Raw genomic sequence first — 24,995 nt, forward strand, 5'->3', positions numbered from 1 at the left:
AATACGGCATGAGTGCTTTCAGCCGACAGTGTTCAGTCGACGACGCGGACGGCGCCCTTGTCGGCGGAGGCCGCGAGCTTCGCGTACGCGCGAAGCGCCTTGGTGACCGGACGCTGGCGGTCGCGCGGCGTCCACGGGTGCTCGGAGGCTTCCATCTTGGCGCGACGCTCCGCCAGGGTCTCGTCGTCGACGAGGACCTTGAGGGTGCGGGATTTCACGTCGATGAGGATTTCGTCGCCGTTCTCCACCAGACCGATGTCGCCGCCGGCCGCGGCCTCCGGGGAGGCGTGGCCGATCACCAGGCCCGACGATCCGCCCGAGAAGCGGCCGTCGGTGACCAGACCGCACTTCTTCCCCATGCCGGTGCCCTTCATGAAGGCCGTCGGATGCAGCATCTCCTGCATGCCGGGCCCGCCGGCGGGCCCCTCGTAACGGATCACCAGCACCTCGCCCGCCTGCAGTTCCTTCGACAGGATGGCGTGCACCGCGTCCTCCTGGCTCTCGACGACGCGCGCCGGGCCCTGGAAGTGCCACAGCGACTCGTCGACGCCGGCGGTCTTCAGGATGGCGCCGTCGCGGGCCAGGTTGCCGTGCAGCACGCACAGTCCGCCTTCGACGGTGTAGGCGTGCTCCTTGTCGCGGATGCAGCCGTCGGCGGCATCGGTGTCGAGCGACTCCCAGCGGTTGGAGGTGGAGAAGGGTTCGGTGGTGCGGACGCCGCCCGGGGCCGCGTGGAACAGTTCGATCGCCTGATCGGTGGCCGTGCCGCCACGGATGTCCCAGTCGGCGAGGTAGCTCTCGAGCGACGGCGCGTGAACGGGATGGACGTCGGTGTTGAGCAGACCGGCGCGGTTCAGCTCACCGAGGATCGCGGGGATGCCGCCGGCGCGATGCACGTGCTCCATGTAGTACTTCGGTGAATTGGGCGCCACCTTGGCCAGGCACGGAACGTTACGTGAGATGCGGTCGATGTCCTTCAGATCGAAGTCCACCTCGCCCTCCTGGGCCGCGGCCAGGATGTGCAGAACGGTGTTGGTGGATCCGCCCATCGCCACGTCGAGCGCCATGGCGTTCTCGAAGGCCTGGCGGGTGGCGACGTTGCGCGGCAGCACCGACTCATCGTCGTCCTGGTAGTAGCGCTTCGCGATGTCGACGATCAGCTCGCCGGCGCGCGTGAACAGGTCGCGGCGTGCGACCTGGGTGGCCAGCGTCGATCCGTTGCCGGGCAGCGACAGCCCGAGCGCTTCGGTGAGGCAGTTCATCGAGTTGGCGGTGAACATGCCGGAGCACGACCCGCACGTCGGACAGGCGGACCGCTCCACCTCCAGCAGTTCCTTGTCGTCGACGTTGCTGTCGGCGGACGCCGAGATCGCGTCGATCAGGTCGGTGCCCGGGCGCACGACGCCGTTGATGACGACCGATGTGCCCGCCTCCATCGGTCCGCCGGAGACGAACACGGTGGGGATGTTGAGACGCATCGCGGCGTTGAGCATGCCCGGCGTGATCTTGTCGCAGTTCGAGATGCAGACCAGGGCGTCGGCGGTGTGCGCGTTCACCATGTACTCGACGGAGTCGGCGATGATCTCGCGGCTCGGCAGCGAGTACAGCATGCCGCCGTGACCCATCGCGATGCCGTCGTCGACGGCGATGGTGTGGAACTCCTTGGCCACGCCGCCGGCCTCGCGCACGGCGTCGGCGACGATCTCGCCGACGTTCTTCAGATGCACGTGACCCGGGACGAACTGGGTGTACGAGTTGGCGATCGCGATGATCGGCTTCCCGAAATCGTCGTCGGTCATACCGGTGGCGCGCCAGAGGGCGCGGGCGCCGGCGGCTTCACGGCCGACGGTTGTGGTGCGAGACCGCAGGGCTGGCATGGAATTCCTCGCTAGAAATCGCTGAACTGGACCCGGACGGGCTGACGATCCGGGATGTCCTTCAACTTTACGCTCAGCTGTCCAGAGTTATTCCCGGCGTCAGATCTGCAGGACCGCCTTGGCGATCGAGAAGTAGATGATCAGACCCGTCGCATCGCAGAAGGTGGAGATGAACGGGGTGGAGAACACTGCGGGATCGACGTGGATGGAGCGCGCCACCAGCGGCATGATGCCGCCGACGGTCGCCGCGACCGTGCAGACCGAGAGGATGGTCAGCCCGATGACGGTACCGATGCCGATGTCGTAGACCAGTCCTGCGACGAGGAATCCGACGACGCCGAGGGCGGCGCCCATGGTGACGCCGACGCTCATCTCCTTGCCCGCGACTCGGACCACGTCGGAGGTGGTCACCTCGTCGGTGGCGAGCGCACGGGTCACCGTGGTCGCCGCCTGCGAGCCGGTGTTGCCGCCGATGCCGGTCAGGAGCGGAATGAACAGTGCGAGGGCCACCTTCTGCTCCAGAGTGCCCTCGAAGATCTCCAGGACGTTCACCGTGAGGATCGCCGAGATCGCCAGCACGAACAGCCACACCACTCGCGCGCGGGTGATCGCGAACGTCGAGGCCTGCAGGTACGGCGTCTTCAGCATCTCGCGGGCGCCGGCGCGCGCCTCGTCCTCGTCGCGGGCCGCTTCTACCACCTCGGCGGCGTCGTCGAGGGTCAGGACGCCGAGCAGTCGGTCCTCGTTGTCGACCACGGGCATCGCCATGATCGACCGGTCGATACAGCGCTGGGCGGCCGACTCGGCCGGTTCGGCGGCGTAGGCGAAGATCGGCGCCTTCGTGTGCTCGGCGACATCGGTGTCCGGATCCGAGAGCAGCAGATCGCGCAGGCTCGCCACGCCGATCAGGCGGCGCTGGTGGTCCACCACGGGCACCGTGTAGATGGTCTCGGCGTGCCGCCCGCGCGCCTTGATCCGCTCGATCGCCGTGCGGCAGTCGTCGTCGGGGAAGACGTGCACGAACTCCGGACTCATCCGGCGTCCCACCGACCCGCGCCGGAACCCCAGGACCACCGCCGTCGTCTCGCGCTCGGCGGGGGAGAGGGAGCGGATCAGCGCCTTGGCGACTTTCGCGGGGAGCTCGTCGAGCAGCTCCGCGCGGTCGTCGGGGTCCAGATGGTCGAAGGCGTCGGCCACCTCCGCGGTCCCGAGCGAACTGATCAACGCGGCCTGCGCGGTGGAGCTGAGGTCGTCGAAGACCTGCACGGCGTCGTCCTTGGCGAGCAGCCGGAAGGCGATGGTCCGGTCGCCCTCGTCCATCGCGTCGAGGATCGCGGCGGCGTCCTGCGGGGCCAGTTGCGAGAGTTCGCGGCCCACGAACGCCAGCCGGCCGTCGTCGATGGCGCTCTGCAGGGCCTTGGCGGTGAGTGTCGTCATGGGCTCCGTGTCGGCGTCGTTGGCGGATGCGGGCGCGGCGAGCGCCCCGGTCAGCGAGCGGACAGTCGGGCGTCCCGCTCGGCGGCGAACGGATCGGGGATGCGGCCGCCGCTGGCGTTCGACAGCGCGGGCAGATCGGAGAAGCCGACCGCGGGCAGACGCACGCTCGATCCGTCTCGGGCCACCAGGCGCACCGCGCCCCAGCGCGGGAACCGGATGCCGTCGACGTCGTGCCACGGGAGGCGGCTGGTGCCGAAGGTGCCGACGGCGGTGACGCCCTGCTCGTCGACGATGGTGCGGAGCCGGTGAATCCACCACGCCAGCGCGATCGGCACGATGACAGTCCAGGCGAAGCCGGCGACCGAGATCCCCATCAGCATGATGACGAGCAGAAACGCGACCGGCACCGCGAAGTAAGCGATGCGCGAGATGGAGAAGACCTTGGACGACTCACTCATATTCCCCATTGTCTCACGCACCGCGCCGGGCGCAGGTCACAGCTTCGGGCGAGAGGGAATGATTTGACGCGAGACCCGGAACTGGCCTACTTTGTCCACGTGATGAATCAGAAGCTTCTCGTAGTAATCGGTCGGCGCGTCGACGCCTGATCGGTCACTTCGTAGACCTTCAGATACCAATTACGACGCGCCCCTCGCACAGCCTCGCTGGCGGGGGTTTTTTCTTGTCGGGAGCCGGACGAGAAGTCCCTCCGGCCTGATCGGGAATCGCGTGGAAGAGCAGAACACAAGAGGATGAGGATCGTGCAGTGAGTACTCCAACAGCACGCGGGTCGTCGACCCGACCGCAGTCGCCGTCCACCGAGGGCATGCGCTCACCGGGCGCCGTCGTCGCACCCGAACGGGTCACGGGCGCGCAGTCCGTGGTCCGGTCGCTCGAAGAGCTCGGCGTGGAGGTCGTGTTCGGCATTCCCGGCGGCGCCGTGCTCCCGGTCTACGACCCCCTGCTCGACTCGCAGCGGGTCCGGCACGTGCTCGTCCGTCACGAGCAGGGCGCCGGACACGCGGCCACCGGCTACGCACAGGTCGCCGGCCGTGCCGGCGTCATGATGGCGACGTCCGGCCCGGGCGCCACCAACCTGGTGACGCCGTTGGCCGACGCCCAGATGGACTCGGTCCCGGTGGTCGCGATCACCGGCCAGGTCGGGCGCTCGCTCATCGGCACCGACGGCTTCCAGGAAGCCGACATCTCCGGAATCACGATGCCGATCACCAAGCACAACTTCCTGGTCAGCAGCGCGGCGGAGATCCCCCGGATCATCGCCGAGGCCTTCTACATCGCGGAGTCGGGCCGGCCCGGCGCGGTGCTCGTCGACATCCCGAAGGACATCCTGCAGGCGCAGACCACGTTCTCGTGGCCGCCGCAGTTCGAACTGCCCGGCTACCGTCCGGTCACCAAGCCGCACGGCAAGCAGATCCGTGAGGCCGCGCGGATGATCGCGCAGTCGAAGCGTCCCGTGCTGTACGTCGGCGGCGGCGTCATCAAGGCCGAGGCCTCCGAGGAGCTGCGTGAAATCGCCGAACTGACCGGCATCCCCGTCGTCACGACGCTGATGGCGCGCGGCGCGTTCCCCGACAGCCACGATCTGCACATGGGCATGCCCGGCATGCACGGCGCGGTCGGCGCCGTCGCCGCCCTGCAGCGCAGCGATCTGCTGATCACCCTCGGCGCCCGCTTCGACGACCGGGTCACCGGACAGCTCTCGTCCTTCGCTCCGGAGGCCAAGGTGATCCACGCCGACGTCGATCCGGCGGAGATCGGCAAGAACCGCGAGGTCGACGTCCCGATCGTCGGTGACGCCAAGGCCGTCATCGCCGACTTGATCGAGGCCATCCGCGCCGACCTCGCCGCGGGCGGGGCCAAGCCGGACATGGTCGACTGGTGGGAGTACCTGCGGGACATCCGCAACACCTACCCGCTGAGCTACGACAAGCAGTCCGACGGCTCGTTGTCGCCGGAGTACGTCATCGAGCAGCTCGGCAAGGCCGCCGGCCCCGACGCCGTGTACGTCGCGGGCGTCGGCCAGCACCAGATGTGGGCCGCGCAGTTCGTCAAGTACGAGAAGCCGCGCACCTGGCTCAACTCGGGCGGCCTGGGAACGATGGGCTACTCGGTTCCGGCGGCGATGGGCGCCAAGGCCGCGGCTCCGGACAAGGAGGTCTGGGCGGTCGACGGCGACGGATGTTTTCAGATGACCAATCAGGAGCTGGCCACCTGCGCCATCGAGGGCTTCCCGATCAAGGTCGCACTGATCAACAACGGCAATCTCGGCATGGTCCGTCAGTGGCAGACGCTGTTCTACGACGAACGGTACTCGAACACCGATCTGGCGACGCACTCGCGGATGATCCCGGACTTCCTCAAGCTCGCCGAGGCGCTGGGCTGTGTCGCTTTCCGCGTGGAGCGCGAAGAGGACGTCGCACCGACGATCGCGAAGGCCCAGGAGATCAACGACCGCCCGGTGGTCATCGACTTCATCGTCGGCAAGGACGCCCAGGTGTGGCCGATGGTCGCCGCGGGCACCGGCAACGACGAGATCATGGCCGCGCGCGACATCCGGCCGCTGTTCGACGACGAGGAGTCGGCCGCCGACCCGGCGGAGATCCACGACGCCATGATTCGTGAGCAGGCCACGAGCGAAGGGAACCAGCAGTGAGCACCCATACTCTGAGCGTTCTGGTCGAAGACCGTCCGGGCGTGCTCGCCCGCGTCTCGGGCCTGTTCTCCCGGCGCGGATTCAACATCGAGTCCCTCGCCGTCGGTCCCACCGAGCTGAAGGGCATCTCGCGGATGACCATCATGGTCTCGGTGGAGGACTTCCCGCTGGAGCAGGTCACCAAGCAGCTCAACAAGCTCGTCAACGTGATCAAGATCGTGGAGCAGGAGCCGGCGAACTCGGTCTCCCGCGAACTGATGCTGATCAAGGTCCGCGCCGACGCGTCCAACCGGAGCGAAGTGATCGACGTGGTGAATCTGTTCCGCGCCAAGGTCGTCGACGTCTCACCGGAGTCGGTGACCGTCGAGGCCACCGGAACCTCGGACAAGCTCGAGGCACTCCTGCGGATGCTGGACCCGTACGGCATCCGGGAGATCGCGCAGTCGGGCGGTGTCACGCTCGGCCGCGGCCCCAAGAGCATGTCCGCCAACCGCTGACATCTCGAGCTCGGTTCGCCGAGTGAAGCGTCAGACCCCGGTCGCGGCCACCGTCACACCGACGGGTTGAATGGTCACGACACACAACACAAATATTTCGTATTGAAGGGATTCCACTGTGGCAGTCGAGATGTTCTACGACGATGACGCCGACCTGTCGATCATCCAGGGCCGCAAGGTGGCCGTGATCGGTTACGGCAGCCAGGGCCACGCACACTCGCTGTCGCTGCGCGACTCGGGTGTCGAGGTCGCCATCGGTCTGCGCGAGGGCTCCAAGTCCCGCGAGAAGGCGGCCGAGCAGGGGCTGAAGGTCATGACCGCGGCGGAGGCCGCCGCCTGGGCCGACGTCATCATGCTGCTGGCTCCGGACACCAGCCAGGCGCAGATCTTCACCGATGACATCGCACCGAACCTGAACGACGGCGACGCGCTGTTCTTCGGGCACGGCCTCAACATCCACTTCGACCTGATCAAGCCGCCGGCCAACGTGACCGTCGCGATGGTCGCGCCGAAGGGACCGGGCCACCTGGTCCGCCGTCAGTTCGTCGACGGCAAGGGCGTCCCGGCGCTCATCGCCGTCGATCAGGACCCGAAGGGCGAGGCCCAGGCGCTGGCGCTGAGCTACGCCAAGGGCATCGGCGGTACCCGCGCCGGCGTCATCAAGACCACCTTCAAGGAAGAGACCGAGACCGACCTCTTCGGTGAGCAGGCCGTGCTCTGCGGCGGCACCGAGGAACTGGTCAAGACCGGTTTCGAGGTCATGGTGGAGGCCGGCTACGCACCGGAGATGGCCTACTTCGAGGTCCTGCACGAGCTCAAGCTGATCGTCGACCTCATGTACGAGGGCGGCATCGCCCGCATGAACTACTCGGTCTCGGACACCGCTGAGTTCGGCGGCTACCTGTCGGGCCCGCGCGTCATCGACGCCGACACCAAGGAGCGCATGCGCGCCATCCTGAAGGACATTCAGGACGGCACCTTCGTCAAGCGTCTCGTCGCCAACGTCGAGGGCGGCAACAAGGAACTCGAGGCGCTGCGCAAGCAGAACGCCGAGCACCCGATCGAGGTCACCGGCCAGAAGCTGCGCGACCTGATGAGCTGGGTCGACCGCCCCATCACCGAGACCGCCTGAGTCTCAGCGGCCACCGCCGGCGCACCTCTTCGACGACCCCGCACCCGATCCCGGGTGCGGGGTCGTCCGCGTTCGCCGGCGGGACGCGCTCGCTACCATGCTGCGCAGTGCTGCGGCGACCGCGCGCGGCGACGAGAAGGGGAGAACAGATGGGCGAAGTCCGGCATGAGGCAGTCATCGGGGCCCCACGCGAGGCGGTGTTCGCGTACGTGGACGACTACCGGAACGTGCCCGAGTACATGTTCGGGGTCGGTCGGTTCACGCCGACCACCGAGTTGACACACGGCCAGGACTCCGAGTTCGAGACGGCCATCCGGATCGGCCCGAAGGAACTGACGTCGACGGTGCGCTGTACCGAATGGATCGACGGACAACTGATCAGGCTCGAGTCGGTGAAGGGCTTCGGCGCCGACACCGCGTGGACGTTCGCCGACGGTGACGAGCCGGGTACCACCGTCCTCCGGGTCGTGTTCGGGTACACGCTGCCCGGCGGGCTCGCGGGCAAGGTGCTCGGCGGACTGATCGGCCCCTTCGCCGAACAGGGCGTGAAGCATACGGAGGCGAAGATCAGGGCGGCCGTCGAGGACTGACCGGCCGGCGATCCCGGGGGTCGGATCAACCTTGCCATCGGCGCATGGCATTGTGGTGTGCACAACATCGGGCACACCACAATGCCCGATCGACCGCAACCGATCGATCCCCAGGAGTCACCAATGCCGGGAGTTCGCCAGACCGTGACCACCGAGGCGTCGCGCGACCGCGTGTTCGCGTACGTCGACGATTACCGAAACGTTCCGAGCTGGATGTTCGGCGTCACCAGGTTCACACCCGTCACCGACCACACGTCCGGGCTCGGCGCCACGTACGAGGCCTGCATGAAGATCGGCCCGAAGAACCTCACATCCACCCTTCGGGTCACCGAGTGGGTGGAGAACGAGTGCGTCGTCCTCACCTCCATCGCCGGCTTCGACGTGCGGACCGGCTGGCGGTTCGCCGACGGCGCCGACGGGCAGACCGTGGTTGATGTGAACTTCGACTACGACCTGCCGGGCGGCCTGGCGGGCAGGGCGCTCGGTGCGATCATCGAGCCCGTCGTCGGCCAGGCGGTGAGGCAGACCGAGGCGGCGCTCCGGGCCGCGGTGGAGAGCAGCGACGCCGCCTGAGCGCGCGCACCGGCACAGACAGACGCCGGGCCCCGAGATGTAAGGTCTCGGGGCCCGGCGTCGTTTCGTCGGCCGCTTCGGGCTACACCGGCTTGAAGTTGTTGTAGCCGATCTTGTTGAGCCGGTTCAGGATCGTCTTGGCGTTGGTCCCGGTCTCCGGTCCCAGGCACGACAGGAAGTAGTAGGCGTTGACCATGCCGACCAGCTGATCTCCGACCACCACGGGGCTGCCCGAATCGCCCTCGATGACGCACATCTGGCTGAAGTGCGAGGTGCCGTCGGAGAACCAGGTGACGCCGCAGGTGTTGCCGGTGGTGCGACCTTCCTTGCACAGGATGGTCGGGAACTGGACCGGGGTGGTGTTGACCTTGCGGATCGTGACACCGCGCACGGTGCGCGTCGGAGCGACGTTCGAGTTGAGCGCGATCACCGCGACGTCGATGTCCGACGCCGAGTAGACGACCGTGCCGATCTGGCCGCGGCTCTGGAAGCTCTCCGAGATCACTCGCTGACCGGGCTTGCCGCAGTGGCCGGCGGTGACGGCGATGAGCTGTCCCTTTCGCGGCCCGGTGGTCGGACGGCCCACGGTGGTCACCGTGCACGCCGCCGCGCTGTTCCCTCCCTTGAGGACGAGGATCCCGGACCCGCCGCCGAGCGGAACCTTGGGTGCGGCATCGGCGGTACCGACTCCGACCAGTGACAACAGGCCGGCGGCGAGAACCGCGAGCAGCACCGTCAACTTCTTCATTGCATCTCCGCTCAGTACTTGTCGAGGCCGCGTATGTCTTCACGGGCGACGTGCCTACCTTAAGTGCCCTCCGGGGCAACGCCCAATGCCCGCCTCAGATACCGCTGCAGTTGTGACGGAAATGAGACGACGTCAGCAATGTACACGCGCCCAGGTGTCGGGCACCACATTCGCATCGGGGCGGATGTGCCCGCGCGGCGCCGGGGAATTACGATGGCGGGGCAAGTCTTGGGTGCCGGACCTGGCACTCTTCACCGGAAGAAACCTGGAGAATGCAGTGACCGAAAGCGGCCGTCCAGTTGTCCTCATCGCTGACAAGCTCGCCCCCTCGACGGTGGAAGCCCTCGGCTCCGACGTCGAGGTGCGCTGGGTAGACGGCCCCGATCGCCCGAAGCTGCTCGAAGCAGTGGTCGACGCCGACGCCATTCTGGTGCGTTCGGCGACCACCGTGGACGCCGAAGTCCTCGATGCGGGTAAGAATCTGAAGATCATCGCTCGCGCAGGCGTCGGCCTGGACAACGTCGACGTGCCGTCGGCCACTGAGCGCGGCGTCATGGTCGTCAACGCTCCCACGTCCAACATCCATTCGGCGGCCGAGCATGCGATCGCCCTGCTGATGTCGACTGCTCGTCAGGTCCCGGCCGCCGACGCCACGCTCAAGGAACACACCTGGAAGCGCTCGTCGTTCTCCGGCGTGGAGGTCTTCGACAAGACCGTCGGCGTCATCGGGCTCGGCCGCATCGGTCAGCTGGTGGCCCAGCGACTGGCCGCCTTCGAGGCCAAGATCATCGCGTACGACCCCTACGCCTCGGCGGCCCGTGCGGCACAGCTGGGCATCGAGCTGGTCGGCCTCGACGAACTCCTCGAACGCGCCGACTTCATCACCATCCACCTGCCCAAGACAAAGGAGACCGCCGGCCTCATCGGCGCCGAGCAGCTCGCCAAGGTCAAGGACGGCGTCATCATCGTCAATGCCGCTCGCGGCGGGCTGATCGACGAGCAGGCCCTGGCCGACGCCATCAAGGCAGGCAGGGTCCGCGGCGCGGGCCTGGACGTCTTCGACTCCGAGCCCTGCACCGACTCCCCGCTGTTCGACCTCGACCAGGTCGTCGTGACGCCGCATCTCGGCGCCTCCACCGCCGAGGCCCAGGACCGCGCGGGCACCGACGTCGCCGCCAGTGTGAAGCTGGCGCTGGCCGGACACTTCGTGCCGGACGCGGTGAACATCACGGGCGGTCCGGTCGACGACGAGGTGGCGCCGTGGCTGGAGCTGTCGCGCAAGCTCGGCGTCCTGGCCGGCGTCGTCGCGGGCGGCATGCCGACCAACCTGACCGTCGAGGTGCGCGGCGAACTCGCCGCCAGCCCGGTCGACGTGCTCGGCCTCTCGGCCCTGCGCGGACTGTTCTCGGCCGTCGTCGACGAGCCGGTCACCTTCGTGAACGCCCCGGCAGTCGCCGGTGAGCGCGGCGTGAGCCACGACGTCGTCACCGAGACCGAGAGCCCCAACCACCGCAGCCAGGTGGACGTGCGCGCGGTCTTCGCCGACGGCAGCATCGTCAACGTCGCCGGAACGCTGACCGGACCGCAGCAGGTTCAGAAGATCGTGAACATCAACGGCCGTAACTTCGACCTCCGTGCCGAGGGCCGCAACCTGCTCGTGAGCTACGCCGACCAGCCCGGTTCGCTCGGCAAGATCGGCACCGTGCTCGGTGACGCCGGTGTCGACATCATCGCCGCCGCCCTGGCCCAGGACGTGGAGGGCAACGGCGCGACCATGATCCTGCGGCTCGACCGCGAACTCGACGACGCGCTGGTCGCGGCGGTCGGCGACGCCGTCTCGGCCACCCTCATCAAGCAGGTGGACCTGTCGTGAGCCAGGGCAAGCCGATGAAACTCGCTGTCATCCCCGGTGACGGGATCGGACCCGAGGTGGTCGACCAGGCGCTTCGCGTGCTGCGCAAGCTGCACCCCGACGTCGAGACCACCGAATACGACTTCGGTGCGCGCCGCTACCACGCGACCGGTGAACTGCTCACCGACGAGGACATCGCCTCGCTGCGTGAGCACGATGCGATCCTGCTGGGCGCCATCGGTGACCCGTCGGTCCCGTCGGGCACGCTGGAACGCGGCTTCCTACTGAAGATGCGGTTCATTCTCGATCATCACGTCAACCTGCGGCCGTCGGTGCTCTACGAGGGCGTCGCCTCGCCGCTCGCAGGCGATCCGAAGATCGATTTCGTCGTGGTCCGCGAAGGCACCGAGGGGCCGTACACGGGCAACGGCGGCGCGATCCGGGTGGGCACACCGCAGGAGGTGGCGACCGAGGTGAGTGTCAACACCCGGTTCGGCATCGAGCGCGTGATCCGCGACGCCTTCGCTCGCGCGCAGTCCCGGCGCAAGAGGCTGACGCTGGTGCACAAGAACAACGTGCTCACCTTCGCCGGCGGCATGTGGACCCGTGCGGTCGAGGAGATCGGCAAGGAGTTCCCCGAGGTCGCGACGGACTACATTCACGTCGACGCGGCGACCATCTACATGGTCACCGACCCGGGTCGCTTCGACGTGATCGTCACCGACAACCTCTTCGGCGACATCATCACCGACCTGGCGGCGGCGGTGTCCGGCGGCATCGGCCTGGCGGCGTCGGGCAACATCGACGCCACTCGCGCCAACCCGTCGATGTTCGAGCCGGTGCACGGCAGCGCGCCCGACATCGCCGGACAGAACATCGCGGACCCCACCGCGGCCATTCTGTCCGTGGCACTGCTGCTCCGCCACCTGGGCGACGATGAGGGCGCGGCACGCGTGGAGAAGGCCGTCGCGGCCGATGTGGCGACCCGCGGATCCTCCCGCGGTTCCACCTCGGAGGTCGGCGACCGCATCCTCGCCGGCGTCTGACGACGATCCGTCTGCGAACGGCCTCGGCGCTTGCGCGTCGGGGCCGTTCCTCTCTCGCGGGCCAGGTACCGGGTTCCGGCGATCGCTCGGCTACCGTGACGAGTATGAGTGAATCTGCCCGGCGGACGATCGGACCGCTGGTTGTGCTGCTGGTGGGTGTCGTCGGGTGCGCACTGCTCGCGATCTGGTCCTCGGATCTGCCGGATCGGGTGGCCTCGCACTTCGGCGCCGACGGCGCCGACGGATTCTCGTCGATCACCGAGTTGATCGTGCTCACGGCGGCGACCGCCGTGGTCGGCGCCGTGATCGCGGGGGTCGGCGCCTTCGTGGTGAAGGAGCCGGTCACCTCGCGGATCGTGACCGGGATCGGAACCGGAACCGCGACCTTCGTGATCGCGGTGACGATCTGGATCACCGGCCGCCAGCGAGGGCTCGACGACGCATCGTCGGCGACGGCACCGGTCTGGCTGACGGCGGTCTGCGGCGTCGGTGCCTTGGTTCTCGCGGTCGCCGTCGCCTTCGCCACGCCGGTCCGGCCGGTCGGATACGGTCGCACGGCCCCCGTGGGCGAGGTGCCGGTCGCCCACGACGGGCAGCGCAGCTGGACGGGAACGGCGTCCGTGGGCGCGGGTGGCCTGGTGACCGTCGGAGCGGCCGTCGCCGTGCTGTGCGGGCTGGGCGTGGTGATGGCGAACTGGTATCTGCTCGGTGTGGCGGTGCTGGTCGCCGCCGTCGGGCTGGCATTGACCGGTTCGATACAGGTGAGCGTGTCCGAGGACGGCTTCAGGGCGGCGAGTCGGATCGGCTGGCCGGTGATCGCCATGCCGCTCTCGGAGATCCGGCGCGCCGAGGTCGTGGAGGTCAACGCGCTCCGTGACTTCGGCGGCTGGGGTTACCGGGTCTCGGGTCGGCGGAATCTGCGCGGCGCCAAGGGGTTCGTGCTGCGGTCAGGTCAGGCGCTGCTGGTGGTCGGTGACGACCGTCGCGAGGTGGTCGTGGTCGACGGCGCCGCCGACGCCGCGGGCGTCCTCAACGCACTGGTGTCTCGCTGATCCGGGGAGTGCGGTCGCGGGGCACGAGGGGGATCGCGATGACGGGTGCGATCGCCGCGACGGCGAAGGCGGCCGAGTAGCCCGCTGCCTCGATCAGCGCGCCGAGCACGGGCGTGCTCGCCGCGGTCGTGACGTACTGGGCGGTGTTCTGCACCCCGAGGGCGCGGCCGCTCCACGACGGCCCGGCGAACTCGGCGATCGCCGTGAACGCCAGTCCGTTGTCGGCGACCGAACTCACCGTCGCGACCACCATCACCGCCGCGGCCAGCGGAGAACCGATCCAGTCGGTCAGCGCCAGCAGCGCAGTTCCGGCTCCCGCGGCCACGGCGATCACCCGGATCGGTCGCATCCTCGATCCCCAGACGTCGGATATCCGGCCGGCTGCGATGCGTCCCAGCGCGCCGACCACCTGTGTGGCGGTGACCAGGACACCGGCGCTCAGGGGCGACCACCCGTGCCCGACGATCAACCATGCCGGAACGAAGGTCCACAGCATCGACTGCGGGATCACCAGCAGGACGCTCACCGCGTGGATCCGCTGCAGAAATGTCGCCCCGCGATACGGATTCGCCGACGAGTCCGAACCGGCGCCGCGTCCGATCGGCGGATCGATGATCCCGAAGATCACGGCGATCAGCCCGAGCGCGGTGACGGCGACCGGCACCGCGAAGGCCGCCGTCAGTCCGGCCCGTGCGGCGAGCACCGGCATGGTGAGCGCGCAGACGGCGATGCCCAGCGGCTGCGCCATCTGCCGGATGCCCATCGCGGTGCCGCGCGAGGAGGCCGGGAACCATCCGACCACGATCCGTCCACTCGCACCGTTCGCCGCGCCCGCGCCCAGCCCGCCCACCAGCAGGGCCGCGGCCAGCGCGGTGAAACCCGCGCCCGCCGCCGCGGCGGCCAGTGCGCCGATCGTTCCGGCCAGAGTGATCAGCAGGGAGACCGTCAGGACTCGGCGCTCGCCGAAGCGGTCCAGCGCCGCACCCCAGACGATGATCGTGAGGGTCAGGCCGATCGTCGGGATCGCCGCGAGCGTGGCCGCCGACGAGAGCGACATTCCCTGCGACCGATGCAGTTCCGGAATCACATAGGCCACTCCGGATGTGGCGCACGTCGTAGTCATCGCCGCCAGGAGCGAGCAGGCGAGCATCGTCCACGCTCTGACATCGGAGATGGATTCGGTGCGTCCCGGCATCATCGGCCTCCCGGTCGATCGGGTGAGACGCTGCGCCTTTGCGCTAGCGTCTCACATAGTGATATATCCGTTTCACATTCTAGAACTGTCCGACTCGTGCGTTAGCCTTGGGGCTATGAAATTGGGTCGTGTAGCCAGTCCTGACGGCGTCGCTTTCGTCGCCGTCGAAGGTGAGCCCGGGCAGGAGACGGCCCGGGAGATCGCTGAACATCCCTTCGGAACGCCCACGTTCACGGGGCGCTCATGGCAGTTGTCGCAGACGCGCATCCTCGCGCCGATCCTCGCGACCAAGATCATCGCCATCGGCAAGAACTACGCCGCGCACGCAGCCGAGATGGGCGGCGAGGCGCCGGCGGATCCGGTCATCTTCATGAAGCCGAACACCTCGATCATCGGTCCGGAGGCGCCCATCGTCCGCCCGCCGTCGTCCGAGCGCGTCGATTACGAGGGCGAACTCGCGATCGTGATCGGGCGCCCGTGCAAAGACGTCCCGGCGGCCAAGGCGGGCGAGGTGATCCTCGGTTACACGGTGGCGAACGATGTGACCGCCCGCGACCAGCAGCAGCACGACGGCCAGTGGACGAGGGGCAAGGGCTACGACACCTTCTGTCCGCTGGGGCCGTGGATCGTCACCGACTTCGACCCCTCCGACGTCCAGATCAAGACCGAGCTCGACGGTGAGGTGAAGCAGTCGAGCCGGACCTCGCTCATGCTGCACAGTGTCGGAGAGATCGTCGAATGGGTGTCGCGTGTGATGACGCTGCTGCCGGGCGACGTCATTCTCACGGGCACCCCGGAGGGGATCGGGCCGATGACCGCCGGTCAGCGCGTCTCGGTCTCCGTGGAGGGTATCGGGACGCTGAGCAACCCGGTGGTCGACAAGTGACCCGGCCCGCGCCGGCACGGCCTCAGACAGTGCGCGTCAACGGGATCAATGTGTCGTACACCGATGCCGGGTCGGGGCCTCTGGTGGTCATGGTGATGGGTACTGGGAGTCCCGGACGCGTGTGGCATGCGCACCAGCAGCCGGCACTCCTCAAGGCGGGCTACCGCGTCGTCACCTTCGACAACCGGGGTATCGCGCCCTCCAGCGAATGTGCCGAGGGCTTCTCGCTCGCCGACATGGTCGCCGACACCGCCGCCCTGATCGAGCATCTGGGCGGTCCCGCGCGGGTGGTCGGGACGTCGCTGGGCGCTCGGATCGCCCAGGAACTGGCGCTCGCCCGGCCGGATCTGGTGACTGCGGCGGTGATGCTCGCCACCTACGGGCGTCCGACCCCGATGCTCGAGGCCTTCTCGGCGGGGGAGCGGGAACTGTTCGACAAGAACATCACACTGCCCGATTCGTACCACGCCGCGCTCACGGCACATATGAATCTCTCGCCGCACACGCTCGCCGACGACCGCTCGGCGCGCGACTGGCTCGACATCATCGGCTTCAGCGGCCAGACGCGCGCGCCCGGCGTCCGCGCCCAACTCGCGTTGCACGACCGCGAGCAGAACCGCCTTTCCGCGTACCGCGACATCGCGGCGCCGTGCCTCGTCGTGGGGTTCGCCGACGACCGGACGCTTCCGGCCTACCTGGCCAAAGAGGTATCCGAGGCGATTCCGGACGCCGAGTACCGTGAGGTGGCGCGAGCCGGTCACTACGGATACATCGAGCAGCCCGACGAGGTGAATTCGCTTATCCTCGAGTTCCTCAGCCGCCACAGATGATGGCGGGATCGGTGCGTGCACAGGGAGTCGCTCATGCCCCACAGTCAGCCGGGTGGGACCGGCCACCTTCTCCAGCGGACCTTCTTCGCGAGTGAAACCGCTCGCGTCGACCCCGCCCTGTACGCCGATGCAGGCGGAACACCGGTCCGGGTGGAGCGTGACTGTGCGGTCCTGTCCGACGGTTCGCGGCTGAGCACCGACACCTACTTCGGTCGGTTCGCCGCCGCGTACTGGCAGCGGTACACCGACGTCGGGACGGTCGCCGTCGAGTTCGACTACTCATGCGACGACGGCGCCGAACTCACCGTCGCCACCCGTGCCTCCGACATCAGCGGGCGGATACGGCCGCTGACCGTGGTCGGTCTCACCGGTGCGGGCCGCGCCGTGGTGGAGGTGCAGATCGATCGCTACCTCGACGGCGGTGCCGCGTGGTTCGACCTCGCGGTCGTCGGTGGCCGAGCGCGCGTGTGGAACGCCCGGTGGACTACGGCGGTCGAGCCGGTCCGCGACCGCCGGGTCAGTGTGGTGATCTGCACGTTCAACCGTCCCGACGACGCTGTCGCCACGGTCGGCGCCGTCGCTCGTGACGCCGATCTCGCCGAGCGCGTCGAGACGGTTCACCTCGTCGACCAGGGCACACGCCGGGTCGCCGACGCCGCGGGCTTCGACGATCTGAGGGCCGACCTCGGCAGCCGGCTCGACTATCTCAACCAGGCCAATCTCGGTGGCAGCGGCGGCTTCTCGCGGGGAATCTACGAGGCGACCGCGGCCGGCCGACCGCTGACCGACGTGCTGGTGATGGACGACGACATCCTCTGCGAGTCGGAGTCGATCCTGCGGATGACCTCGTTCGCGCGATTCGCGCGGGAACCGATGCTGGTCGGTGCGCAGATGCTGCTGCTGTCGGAGACGACGCGCATCCACATGACGGCGGAGACCGACGATCTCGATCACCTGACCTGTGCCGACCCGCCGCCCAACGCCCGCCGCGGTGTCAACGCGCTCGAGTTCCGGCAGGACGTGCGTGTGATCGCCGGGTACAACGCCTGGTGGTCGTGCCTGATCCCGCGGGAGGCGATCGACGCGGTGGGTCTGCCGATGCCGTACTTCATCAAGTGGGACGACATCGAGTACGGCGTACGGTGCCGTCGAGCGGGCTTTCCCACGGTCACGCTGCCCAACGCCGGCGTCTGGCACGCCGACTTCCATCTCAAAGACGTCGACGACTGGTCGTCGTACTTCGGTCAGCGCAATGTACTGATCTCGGCGGCCATCCATTCGCGGTTCGACGGCAAGACGATCTCCGCGACCGTCGCGGAGCACATCGGCGAGTTGATCGTCGGCCTCAAGTACGGGCAGGCGGCGATCGAACTGCGGGCGGTCCGTGACTTCCTCGCCGGGCCGTACGTGCTCGCCGACGGCGGCCGAGCCAAGCTCGCCGAGATCAACGCGCTGCGTAGCGAGTACGACGACACCAGGCTGCGGCCCGCGTCTGAGATCGCGGACCTGCCGGTGATCCCGCGGCCGCCGGCGCCCGCGAAGAAGTGGGAACGGCGGGTGCTGGTGAAGCGCGCCGCGCAGCAGTTGCTCGGTCGGCGGGCGCCCGGGCGGGTGGCGATAGGCGCCGACGACGGAGCCTGGTGGCACGTCGGACGGTTCACCTCAGCGGTGGTCACCGACGCCTCGCAGACCGGCGTGCGGGTTCGCACATACGATCGCGCGACCAGTGTGGCGCAGGGCAGGGAGCTCGCCACGCTGTGCTGGCGACTGCGGCGGCAGGCCCCGGAACTCCAGCGCGCCTGGCGCGAAGCAGTGCCGCAGCTCACGAGCAGGGAGAACTGGGAACGACTGTTCGCAACGGACTGACTACCATTACGGCCATGACCAGTGCCGAGAACGTCCGCGTCCGCTTCTGTCCCTCCCCAACCGGAACTCCGCACGTCGGACTCGCCCGGACCGCGCTGTTCAACTTCGCTCAGGCGCGTCACGTCGGCGGCACCTTCGTCTTCCGGATCGAGGACACCGACGCGGCGCGTGACAGCCAGGAGTCGTACGACGCCATCCTCGACGCCCTGCGCTGGCTCGGATTGGAGTGGGACGAGGGACCCGAGGTCGGCGGCCCCTACGGACCGTACCGGCAGTCGGAGCGTAAGCAGATTCACCGCGATGTGGTCGCCCGGCTGCTCGAGGCGGGGGAGGCGTACGAGGCCTACTCCACCAACGAGGAGGTGGAGGCGCGGCACAAGGCGGCCGGACGCGACCCCAAGCTCGGCTACGACAACTTCGACCGTGATCTCACCGACGCGCAGCGCGCGGAGTTCCGTGCGCAGGGCCGCAAGCCGGTGATCCGGCTGCGGATGCCCGACGAGGACCTGACGTGGGACGACCTGGTTCGCGGCACCACCACGATCAAGGCGGGGACGGTGCCCGACTTCGCGCTCACTCGCGCCGCCCGCGGGGACGACGAGATCGGCGATCCGCTGTACACGCTGGTGAACCCGGTGGACGACGCGATGATGAAGATCACCCACGTCCTGCGCGGCGAAGACCTCCTTCCGTCGACGCCCCGGCAGATCGCGCTGTACCGCGCACTGATGAGACTCGGCGTGGCCGACCGCGTTCCCGAGTTCGGGCACCTGCCCTTCGTCATGGGTGAGGGCAACAAGAAGCTCTCCAAGCGCGACCCCGAGTCGAGTCTGTTCCACCACCGTGATCGGGGATTCATCCCCGAGGGTCTGCTCAACTACCTGGCCCTGCTGGGGTGGGGAATCTCCGCCGACCACGACATCTTCACGCTCGACGAGATGGTCGAGGCATTCGACGTCCGCAACGTGAATTCGAATCCCGCTCGCTTCGACCAGAAGAAGGCCGACTCCATCAATGCCGAGCACATCCGCCGGCTCGACTCCGCCGACTTCGCCGACCGACTGCAGGAGTTCCTGATCGACGGGGGCCGGTTGTCCGGGCCGGTCGACGCCGACCGGTGGGCGGTGATCGCCGACCTCGTCCAGACGCGCATTCAAGTGCTCGGCGACGCGTGGGATCTCATCAAATTCCTGTTCGTGTCCGACGATGACTTCGCCTACGACGAGAAATCGGTGAAGAAGAACCTCGGCGGGGAGGCCACCGGTGTGCTCGACGCGGCGATCGCGGCGTGCGAGGCGGTAGATCTCTGGGAGACCGCGGCCCTCGAGTCGGCTCTCAAGGAGGCTCTCGTCGACGGTCTGGAGCTCAAGCCGCGCAAGGCCTTCGGGCCCGTGCGCGTCGGTGTCACCGGTGCAGCGGTGAGCCCGCCGCTGTACGAATCGATGGAGTTGCTGGGGCGAGAGAAGTCGCTGGCTCGACTCCGCCAGGCGCGCGAACTGTCGGCTTCGCTCTGATCACCTCGGCTGGTCGGGCGCCCTGAATGGGTCCCTGACCAGCCGATTTGTGTTTAGGGTGGGTGTTGTTGGTATTGTTCTTCCCGGCCCGGAAAGCGGAACGGCAGCGCCAAGCCCAACGGATTCCGGTTCAAACCCTTGGGGTATGGTGTAATTGGCAACACAGCTGATTCTGGTTCAGCCATTCTAGGTTCGAGTCCTGGTACCCCAGCGAAGTACACGGATGTTATTCTGTGTGCCTCACAATTCAACAGAGTTGTTCTAGGGCCCCGTCGTCTAGCGGCCTAGGACGCCGCCCTCTCAAGGCGGTAGCGCGGGTTCGAATCCCGTCGGGGCTACAGAAGAAGACCCCCGGTCATGAAGTGGAATTCATGGCCGGGGGTCTTCTCTTTCGGCGTCCTCGATACACCATCCTTCACTGTGCCATTGACAACTGGCGCAGTGGGTGATGTTGTTCAGAGATGGGAAGTTGCGCGAATCACTCAGGTCCGGATCCGGTGTCTGGAATCACCGGTCGGCGCTCGGGGAGCCTCGACAGCGCGACGGGGGCGCACTGATGTACGGCGTCGACCGGCTTCTTCATCGTCTGGTCCGCGACCCGCGCTCAGTCGGTGCCGACGCGGTCGTCACCGGTGCGGGCAGCGGGATCGGGAGGGCCTTCGCACTCGAACTCGCCCGCCGGGGCGGTGATGTGGTCTGTGCCGACATCGACGCCGAGCGCGCCGCCGAGACCGTCGCGCTCATCGCCGCCGAGACCGGCCGCAGCGCCCACGCGGTCCGATGCGATGTGGCCGATCGGGCCGATGTCGAGGCGCTGGTGACCGTCGTCTGCGATGTCTTCTCCGGGGCGCCGACACTCGTCGTCAACAACGCCGGAGTCGGAATCGGCGGCGAACCGGTGGGGCAGGTGGGCCTCGACGACTGGGACTGGGCGCTGGGAATCAATCTCTGGGGCGTGATCCACGGATGCGAACTCTTCGCCCCCATGCTCCGCGCGGCCGGCCGCGGCGGAATCATCAACGTCGCGTCCGCGGCGGGGTTCGCCGCGGCACCGTCGATGGGGCCGTACAACGTCTCCAAAGCCGGCGTCATGTCGCTGTCGGAGACCCTCGCAGCCGAGCTCGCGGGGTCGGGCGTCGGAGTCACGGTGCTCTGCCCGACGTTCGTCAAGACCAATGTCGCGCGGGACGGCCGGATCACCGAGGCCGGACAGAATCTGGCCGGCCGGCTGATGGAACTGACCGGAACCTCGCCGCAGTCCGTCGCCGCCATGACCCTGGACGCCCACGATCTCGGACGGCTGTACGTGCTCCCGCAACTCGACGCCAACGTGATCTGGCGTCTCAAGCGTTTTCTCCCCGTCCCGTACGCCCGCGGTCTCGGCGTGCTGGGCCGCTTCCTGCCGGCCGCCTGACCGACAGTCTCATCGCATCCAACGAAAGGACCGGCCATGGCCATGGACTTCGACAGCATGCTCCAGAAGATCAAAGACCGGCAGTGGGCGCTCGCCGACATCGACTGGGACGCACCGGGTGCCGAACTGATCGAGCCGGAACTGCATGCGAAGCTCAAGCCGTTCATCTCCGATCTGATGTGGATCGAGAACGTCGGTGCGCGCGGATTCGCGGCGATGGCGAAGAAGGCTCCCGACGCCACCCTCAAGAGCATCTACGAGCACTTCCACGCGGAGGAACAGAAGCACGCGAACGCCGAGCTGGCGCTGATGCGGCGCTGGGGGATGCTCGACGACGATGAGATCCCGTCGCCCAACGTGAACGTTCAGCTGGTGATCAACTGGCTCGATCGTTACTCCGACGGACTGTCGCTGTCGTTCCTGGGCACGGTGATTCCGATGCTGGAGGTGGCGCTCGACGGTGCGCTCATCAAGTTCATCACCGACGAGGTGAAGGACCCGGTGGCGCAGGAGGTGTTCAAGCGGATCAACTCCGACGAATCACGCCACCTGGCAGTGGATTTCGAGGTGATGGACATGTTGGGCCACGCCAGTCTGCGTCGGCGCACGATCGACTTCGTCGGCGGATGGGCGCAGCCCTCTCTTCTCGTCGGACTGCTGACATACCTTCCGCTGCTGAACAAGATGCGCGACAACATCGTCGCGATGGGCGTCGACGAGCAACGTCTCTACAGCGCGATGAAGCGCTACCGCTCGGTCGGGCGGCGCAGCGAGTACACCCGCAGACTGCCGATGTTCCGTTTCGTCGCCACACACGGCGCTCTGGTGACCAATCGTGACAACGTCGCCTATCACGCGGTCGCCGATTCGCTGGTGACGGTGACGAACTGGATTCCCGTGTCGCTCGTGCGGCGAACACCGACGTGGTCGCGGGAGTTGACCTACGAGCCCACGGCCTGACGGGAGACCACCATGACACTCTCAGTGGCCGTCATCGGAGCCGGATTCGCCGGTATCGGCGCCGCGATCAGACTCAAAGACAAGGGCATCGACGACTTCGTCGTGTTCGAACGGGACACCGCGATCGGCGGGACGTGGCGCGACAACACCTATCCCGGTGCCGCGTGCGATATTCCGTCCCAGCTGTACTCGTACAGCTTCGCTCCCAATCCGGAGTGGTCGCACACCTATTCCGGCAGCCGCGAGATCCTCGACTACATCGAAGAGATGGCCGACGCCGCCCGAGTGCGCGAACACATCCGGTTCGAGCACACCGTCTGCGGCCTGGACTACGATGCGGCCTCGGGTGAATGGACGATCTCCTTCGAGCACCTCGCACCTGTTCGGGCGCGGTCGGTGATCCTGGCGTCCGGCCCGCTCGCCAATCCCTCGTTCCCGGACATCCGCGGAATAGACGACTACGAAGGTCATCGGATCCACAGTGCCCGATGGGACCACGACTACGACTTCACCGGCAAACGGGTGGCGGTGGTGGGCACCGGGGCCAGCGCCGTCCAGATCGTGCCCGAGTTGGTGAAACAGGCGGCTTCGGTGAAGGTCTTCCAGCGGACCCCCGGCTGGGTTCTGCCGCGCGTCGACGTCAAGACCGGCAGGCTGACCAAGACCGCATACCGATCGATTCCCGGAGCCCAGAAGCTGGTCCGTTCGGCATGGTTCTGGGGACACGAATCCATCGCGCTCGGCGTGGTCTGGAACACTCCGCTCACCCGCGCGGTGGAAGCGGCGAGCAAGCTGTACCTGCGGTCGCAGGTGTCCGACCCGTGGCTCCGGCGCCAACTCACCCCGGACTTCGCAGCCGGCTGCAAGCGGCTGTTGATGACCACCGACTACTATTCGGCGCTTCAGCAGGACAATTGCAAGCTGGTCACCTGGCCGATCGCCCGGATCGCACCCCAGGGGATCCGGACGGTCGAGGGTATCGAGCACCAGGCCGACTGCATCGTCTTCGCGACCGGGTTCGACGTGGCGAAGGCGGGCACGCCGATACCGGTGACGGGTCTGGACGGACGGGTCCTCGCCGACGAATGGCGAGGCGGTGCGTACGCGTACCGGAGCGTCGCGGTGTCGGGGTACCCCAATCTGTTCTTCACGTTCGGACCCAACTCCGGCCCGGGCCACAACTCCGCGTTGGTGTACATGGAGGCCCAGATCGAATACATCACCGACGCCATCGGGCGACTGCTGGCGGCCGACTGGAAGGCACTCGACGTCCGGGCCGACGTCCAGCGGGCCTACAACGACGACATTCAGCGGCGGCTGGGCGCCACCACGTGGAACTCCGGTTGTCGGAGCTGGTATCTCACCGATGACGGCTTCAACGCGACGATGTATCCGGGATTCGCGACCCAGTACGTCCGTCAGCTCCGCAGGGTGGATCTACGCGACTACCGAATCCTGGTGCACGCGTCGGGGCGGGGCGCCGATGCCGAGATGGCGGGCGGCCGCGGCGGAGGCTCCGATGCCGCCCGTGCGGTCGATCCCGGTCTGCGGGGTCGGAGGCGACCCGTGGGTGCCGGATAACATCTGCGCATGACCGAGTACCGGATCGACGACCTCGCTCGCATATCCGGGGTCACCACCCGCAACATCCGCGGCTATCAAGAGCACGGCCTCCTGCCGCGTCCGGTGCGTCGAGGCAGGGTGGCGATCTACACGGAGAAGCACCTGAGCAGACTCCGCGCGATCGACAAACTGCTGCGCAACGGGTTCACGCTCAAGCACATCGCGACCTTCCTGACGAATCCGCGGGCACTCGTCGGCGAGGCTCTGGAACTGACCGAGATCCTCGACGAGCCGTGGGCGAGTACGGAACGGACCGTGTTCGACCGCCCGGCGCTCGAGCGTCTGTTCGGAACCGTCGACGACGCAGACGTGCAGGCGTTGCTCGGCGCGGGCCTGCTGGAGGAGACCGCCGACGGCGCGGCGTATGAGACCGGCGATCCTCGGAGCCTCCGCAATCTCGCGCGGCTCGTCGAACAGGGAATGCGACTGACGGTGCTGGCCGACGTGCACCGTCGGTTCGCCGAGAAGGTCGCCGAGGCCGCCGAGATCCTGATGGTCTCCGCACGGGAAGAGGTGGACCGCAGGCGCGGCCCGGGATGGGTGCCTGCCGACCAGGACGAGGCGTCCTGGGCGGCCTCACTGCTGGGGACGATGCGTGCGGTCGGTACGCAGAATGCACACGCCACCCTCGACCGGTGCCTCGACGGAGCGCTCGACCACGAACTCAGAGTCCATCAGCACGCGGCCGGGGAACGCGAGTCTCAGTCGTCGAGCCACTGAGCCGTCGACCCCGCCACGGGCATCGACGGGAGGTTCAGCTTCCGGTGATCCCACGAGCGGATCCTTGACGGCACCAGGCGCACCGCGACCCTCTTGTTCATCATCGCTTCGACGGCGGGCTGGAGATCGTCGCTGTACGGCCCGGTGTACCGCTCCCACACGCTGATGCCGACCTTGAGGCAGCTCTCGGCGTCGTCGTAGACCTCGACGGTGCCTTCGATGCTGACGCCGCGCAGAGTGTCGTAGGTGTCGCCGTCCTCGATCAGGACCGTCGCGTGCGGGTCGCGGCGGAGATTGACCACCTTCTGCGACTTCGCCTTGGTCTCGAACCAGATCTCGCCGTCGATCACGCCGTACCACATGGCGGTGAGGTGGATCGCGTCCTCGCCGTGCGTTCCGAGAGTGGCGACCCGGTGGCGGTTGATGAATTCCTCGATCTCGTCGTCGCTCATGACGATCGCCGCGCGTTGGTTGATTCCCATGATCCGACGTTATCGTCTCGCCCGTCG

The 24,995-nt window shown here is 67.7% G+C and carries 22 protein-coding genes and 2 tRNA genes; 18 read left to right on the plus strand and 6 right to left on the minus strand.

Translation table 11 applies throughout. From position 1 onward, the window contains the following. Positions 1 to 32 precede the first annotated feature (32 nt). The 3 genes from ilvD to ACE11G_RS05475 all read right to left on the minus strand — a co-directional run bounded on the left by ilvD (position 33) and on the right by ACE11G_RS05475 (position 3,772). Positions 33 to 1,877 carry a dihydroxy-acid dehydratase gene (gene ilvD, locus ACE11G_RS05465; RefSeq protein ID WP_045538712.1) on the minus strand — a complete coding sequence of 615 codons (1,845 nt, stop codon included), beginning with the start codon at positions 1,875 to 1,877 and terminating at the stop codon, positions 33 to 35. Between the two features lie 99 nt (positions 1,878 to 1,976). Further along, positions 1,977 to 3,314 (minus strand): magnesium transporter, encoded by a 1,338-nt coding sequence (gene mgtE / locus ACE11G_RS05470; RefSeq protein WP_375003906.1) that lies wholly within the window; start codon positions 3,312 to 3,314, stop codon positions 1,977 to 1,979. Positions 3,315 to 3,364: 50 nt separating this feature from the next. Continuing rightward, a complete protein-coding gene (locus ACE11G_RS05475) occupies positions 3,365 to 3,772 on the minus strand; it encodes a PH domain-containing protein (protein ID WP_006895932.1) in 408 nt (135 codons plus the stop codon). Positions 3,773 to 4,080: 308 nt separating this feature from the next. On the opposite strand from ACE11G_RS05475, the gene ACE11G_RS05480 reads away from it, so the two are divergent. The 5 genes from ACE11G_RS05480 to ACE11G_RS05500 all read left to right on the plus strand — a co-directional run bounded on the left by ACE11G_RS05480 (position 4,081) and on the right by ACE11G_RS05500 (position 8,780). Beyond that, on the plus strand, positions 4,081 to 5,988 hold the full coding sequence (locus tag ACE11G_RS05480) for an acetolactate synthase large subunit (RefSeq protein ID WP_375003907.1): 1,908 nt from the start codon (positions 4,081 to 4,083) through the stop codon (positions 5,986 to 5,988). After that, complete coding sequence (gene ilvN / locus ACE11G_RS05485) at positions 5,985 to 6,485, plus strand: acetolactate synthase small subunit (protein WP_006895934.1); 501 nt, start codon at positions 5,985 to 5,987, stop codon at positions 6,483 to 6,485. The genes ACE11G_RS05480 and ilvN overlap by 4 nt, the downstream gene beginning before the upstream one ends. 130 nt (positions 6,486 to 6,615) lie before the next feature. Continuing rightward, positions 6,616 to 7,617 (plus strand): ketol-acid reductoisomerase, encoded by a 1,002-nt coding sequence (ilvC, locus tag ACE11G_RS05490; RefSeq protein WP_174302284.1) that lies wholly within the window; start codon positions 6,616 to 6,618, stop codon positions 7,615 to 7,617. 149 nt (positions 7,618 to 7,766) lie between these two features. Beyond that, on the plus strand, positions 7,767 to 8,207 hold the full coding sequence (locus ACE11G_RS05495) for an SRPBCC family protein (RefSeq protein WP_045538708.1): 441 nt from the start codon (positions 7,767 to 7,769) through the stop codon (positions 8,205 to 8,207). A 123-nt stretch (positions 8,208 to 8,330) separates the two neighbouring features. Beyond that, positions 8,331 to 8,780 (plus strand): SRPBCC family protein, encoded by a 450-nt coding sequence (locus tag ACE11G_RS05500; protein ID WP_006895937.1) that lies wholly within the window; start codon positions 8,331 to 8,333, stop codon positions 8,778 to 8,780. 82 nt (positions 8,781 to 8,862) lie between these two features. On the opposite strand, the gene ACE11G_RS05505 is transcribed toward ACE11G_RS05500, so the two are convergent. After that, positions 8,863 to 9,528, minus strand: coding sequence for a trypsin-like serine protease (locus ACE11G_RS05505; protein ID WP_006895938.1), 666 nt, complete (start codon positions 9,526 to 9,528; stop codon positions 8,863 to 8,865). A 277-nt stretch (positions 9,529 to 9,805) separates the two neighbouring features. Between ACE11G_RS05505 and serA the strand changes: the two genes are divergently transcribed. From serA to ACE11G_RS05520, 3 genes are all read left to right on the plus strand, one after another. After that, positions 9,806 to 11,401 carry a phosphoglycerate dehydrogenase gene (gene serA / locus ACE11G_RS05510; RefSeq protein WP_006895939.1) on the plus strand — a complete coding sequence of 532 codons (1,596 nt, stop codon included), beginning with the start codon at positions 9,806 to 9,808 and terminating at the stop codon, positions 11,399 to 11,401. Between the two features lie 14 nt (positions 11,402 to 11,415). After that, the gene (locus tag ACE11G_RS05515) at positions 11,416 to 12,426 is read left to right on the plus strand and encodes a 3-isopropylmalate dehydrogenase (RefSeq protein ID WP_375004100.1); all 1,011 of its coding nucleotides are present in this window, start codon (positions 11,416 to 11,418) and stop codon (positions 12,424 to 12,426) included. 104 nt (positions 12,427 to 12,530) lie between these two features. Then, positions 12,531 to 13,478 carry a DUF1648 domain-containing protein gene (locus ACE11G_RS05520; protein ID WP_278124387.1) on the plus strand — a complete coding sequence of 316 codons (948 nt, stop codon included), beginning with the start codon at positions 12,531 to 12,533 and terminating at the stop codon, positions 13,476 to 13,478. On the opposite strand, the gene ACE11G_RS05525 is transcribed toward ACE11G_RS05520, so the two are convergent. After that, on the minus strand, positions 13,456 to 14,673 hold the full coding sequence (locus ACE11G_RS05525) for an MFS transporter (RefSeq protein WP_222111530.1): 1,218 nt from the start codon (positions 14,671 to 14,673) through the stop codon (positions 13,456 to 13,458). The genes ACE11G_RS05520 and ACE11G_RS05525 overlap by 23 nt on opposite strands. A gap of 115 nt (positions 14,674 to 14,788) precedes the next feature. On the opposite strand from ACE11G_RS05525, the gene ACE11G_RS05530 reads away from it, so the two are divergent. From ACE11G_RS05530 to ACE11G_RS05575, 10 genes are all read left to right on the plus strand, one after another. Then, on the plus strand, positions 14,789 to 15,559 hold the full coding sequence (locus tag ACE11G_RS05530; RefSeq protein ID WP_062366961.1) for a fumarylacetoacetate hydrolase family protein: 771 nt from the start codon (positions 14,789 to 14,791) through the stop codon (positions 15,557 to 15,559). After that, positions 15,556 to 16,389 (plus strand): alpha/beta fold hydrolase, encoded by an 834-nt coding sequence (locus ACE11G_RS05535; protein ID WP_045539419.1) that lies wholly within the window; start codon positions 15,556 to 15,558, stop codon positions 16,387 to 16,389. The genes ACE11G_RS05530 and ACE11G_RS05535 overlap by 4 nt, the downstream gene beginning before the upstream one ends. Positions 16,390 to 16,422: 33 nt before the next feature. Beyond that, the gene (locus ACE11G_RS05540; protein WP_006895945.1) at positions 16,423 to 18,255 is read left to right on the plus strand and encodes a glycosyltransferase; all 1,833 of its coding nucleotides are present in this window, start codon (positions 16,423 to 16,425) and stop codon (positions 18,253 to 18,255) included. Between the two features lie 14 nt (positions 18,256 to 18,269). Continuing rightward, positions 18,270 to 19,769, plus strand: a complete 1,500-nt coding sequence (gltX, locus tag ACE11G_RS05545; protein WP_375003908.1) for a glutamate--tRNA ligase — start codon at positions 18,270 to 18,272, stop codon at positions 19,767 to 19,769. Positions 19,770 to 19,908: 139 nt separating this feature from the next. After that, positions 19,909 to 19,980 (plus strand) — tRNA-Gln (locus ACE11G_RS05550). Positions 19,981 to 20,034: 54 nt separating this feature from the next. After that, positions 20,035 to 20,107, plus strand: a tRNA-Glu gene (locus ACE11G_RS05555). A gap of 218 nt (positions 20,108 to 20,325) precedes the next feature. Beyond that, complete coding sequence (locus tag ACE11G_RS05560; RefSeq protein ID WP_197078093.1) at positions 20,326 to 21,183, plus strand: SDR family NAD(P)-dependent oxidoreductase; 858 nt, start codon at positions 20,326 to 20,328, stop codon at positions 21,181 to 21,183. A 36-nt stretch (positions 21,184 to 21,219) separates the two neighbouring features. Continuing rightward, a complete protein-coding gene (locus ACE11G_RS05565; RefSeq protein WP_039867238.1) occupies positions 21,220 to 22,143 on the plus strand; it encodes a reductase in 924 nt (307 codons plus the stop codon). A gap of 12 nt (positions 22,144 to 22,155) precedes the next feature. Then, the gene (locus ACE11G_RS05570) at positions 22,156 to 23,724 is read left to right on the plus strand and encodes an NAD(P)/FAD-dependent oxidoreductase (protein WP_222111531.1); all 1,569 of its coding nucleotides are present in this window, start codon (positions 22,156 to 22,158) and stop codon (positions 23,722 to 23,724) included. Positions 23,725 to 23,733: 9 nt separating this feature from the next. Beyond that, the gene (locus tag ACE11G_RS05575) at positions 23,734 to 24,486 is read left to right on the plus strand and encodes a MerR family transcriptional regulator (RefSeq protein ID WP_006895949.1); all 753 of its coding nucleotides are present in this window, start codon (positions 23,734 to 23,736) and stop codon (positions 24,484 to 24,486) included. Here the strand turns inward: ACE11G_RS05575 and ACE11G_RS05580 are convergent. Next, positions 24,468 to 24,968 carry a pyridoxamine 5'-phosphate oxidase family protein gene (locus tag ACE11G_RS05580; RefSeq protein ID WP_375003909.1) on the minus strand — a complete coding sequence of 167 codons (501 nt, stop codon included), beginning with the start codon at positions 24,966 to 24,968 and terminating at the stop codon, positions 24,468 to 24,470. The genes ACE11G_RS05575 and ACE11G_RS05580 overlap by 19 nt on opposite strands. Between the last annotated feature and the right edge of the window lie 27 nt (positions 24,969 to 24,995).

It is taken from the genome of Gordonia sp. PS3, assembly GCF_041950545.1.
Lineage (GTDB): Bacteria > Actinomycetota > Actinomycetes > Mycobacteriales > Mycobacteriaceae > Gordonia > Gordonia sihwensis.